We start from the raw sequence: 1990 nt of genomic DNA, 5'->3' as shown, positions 1-1990 counted from the left end.
GCGTGGGAGCTTTAGGGGAAATATCGCGAAAAGCCGTGACCAGCTCATCTTGATATAAAATGTCAGCGGGAATTTCACGACGAATAATTTTACTGAAAATCGTTTCTTCGGCCATGGGGAAACTCCTTAGGTTAGTTGGCATAATCTCGCTTAGTTGGCATAGTATACTCACAATTCAACACTTTGTGTCTTCAGATATTTTGCGTTGCATTTGCCAGTTGTTGCCATTTTTGGCAGCATGATGCCCACGATCCGCCTAGGTTTTGCAGGAACATTATGATCCATTACCACATCAGCCCTTTCGATCCCAAAGCCCATTTATTTGCCGTCACCCTGAGGATACCCCATCCCCAACCAGTACAAGTCGTCAGCCTACCCGCCTGGTTGCCGGGCAGTTATATGGTGCGGGATTTTGCCAAGAACATTATTGCCCTCAAGGCCGAGGATGCGCGCGGCCAGCAACTCACACTGACGCAGCTCGATAAGCAAACCTGGTCTATTGAAACGCACGGCCAAGAACTTACCCTCAGCTACCAAGTGTATGCCTGGGATCTATCGGTGCGCACGGCTCACTTAGATATGACTCACGGCTTTTTTAATGGCAGCAGCGTATTTTTAGCCGCACACGGTTTTGAAGATAGCGAGCACCGCGTCACCATCGCGCCCCCTCAGGAACCCTCTTTAAGCCAATGGCGCCTTGCCACCAGCATGACGCGCACCCGTGGCGATGACTTTACCTTTGGCCAATTTTGTGCTGAAAGTTACGATGAACTTATCGATCACCCTGTCGAAATGGGGCTATTTACACTCGCCAGCTTTGAAGCCGCTGGCGTGCGCCATGATATCGTATTAAACGGCCGGCACCGTGCCTGTATGCCAAGACTTTGTAAAGACTTACAGGCAATTTGCGAATATCAAATCCAGTTTTTTGGAACGCCAGCCCCTTTCAAACGTTATCTCTTTATGACCACAGTGCTTGATAACGGTTTTGGCGGCTTAGAGCACCGCGCCTCGACCGCCTTAATGTGTTCACGAAAAGACTTACCCCTGAGCATGGACGCGCCCATCAATAACGACTATCGCACCTATTTATCCCTCTGTAGTCATGAATATTTCCACAACTGGAATGTCAAACGCATTAAACCCGAGTGCTTCTTACCCTATCGCTTAGAGGCCGAAACCTATACGCCGCAGCTGTGGGCCTATGAGGGGATCACCTCCTATTACGACGATTTACTCACCTATCGAGCAGGTTTGGTGGATGAGCAAAGCTATTTAGCAATGCTCAGTGAAACCTTTACCCGGGTGTACAAAAGCCCAGGACGCTTCAAACAAAGTATTATCGATTCAAGTTTTAACGCATGGACTAAGTTCTATAAACAGGATGAAAACGCGCAAAATGCCATCATCAGTTATTACACGAAAGGCGCCCTCTTTGCGCTGTATTTAGATCTGACCTTACGCCAAGAAACCCAAGGCCAATACAGCCTCGATGATGTCATGCAGATCCTCTGGCAGGAATATGCCCTTAAGCACAAAGGCACCACAGATCATTGCCATCAGCAAATTGTCGCGCGTCTCCTTGGCCGTGATTGTCAGGATCTCTTTGCCTATTTAAACAATACTGACGATATCCCACTTGCCCCATTACTGGCCGAATTTGGAGTTGATTTTACCCTGCGCACCAGTCAAGGCGCCCAAGATGTTGGCGGTCTACACGCCCAAGGCCACGCCATTGCCTTTGGCGCAAAAACACAAGCGGCGCCCCTAGGGTTAAAAATTGTCAATGTGACCCAACACAGTCCCGCCCATCTGGCAGGCTTAAGCGCCGGGGATATATTAATTGCTGCAGATAATCTGCAGGTCACCAGCCAATTTGAGGCACAATTACAGCAATTTCCCCTCGGACATACCTTGCCATTGCATTGGTTTAGACGGGATGAATTAATGACAGGTGAACTGCTCATCACCGAGGCCCCTAAGGATACAG

2 protein-coding genes are annotated in these 1990 nt (G+C 48.9%); one reads left to right on the top strand and one right to left on the bottom strand.

Annotated features, from left to right (window positions below):
• A partial coding sequence (locus tag ACRCZA_RS01975; RefSeq protein ID WP_438672805.1) for an HIT domain-containing protein occupies positions 1–115 on the bottom strand: 115 nt, incomplete at its 3' end.
• 161 nt (positions 116–276) lie between these two features.
• On the opposite strand from ACRCZA_RS01975, the gene ACRCZA_RS01970 reads away from it, so the two are divergent.
• Positions 277–1990 (top strand): M61 family metallopeptidase (locus ACRCZA_RS01970; RefSeq protein ID WP_438672804.1); only part of this gene is annotated, 1714 nt, incomplete at its 3' end.

The sequence above is a fragment of the Shewanella sp. genome (genome assembly GCF_051658185.1).
In the GTDB taxonomy this organism is placed as follows: domain Bacteria; phylum Pseudomonadota; class Gammaproteobacteria; order Enterobacterales; family Shewanellaceae; genus Shewanella.
The sequence above is the reverse complement of the archived record's forward strand: the minus strand, read 5'-3'. Positions and strand labels throughout refer to the sequence as shown.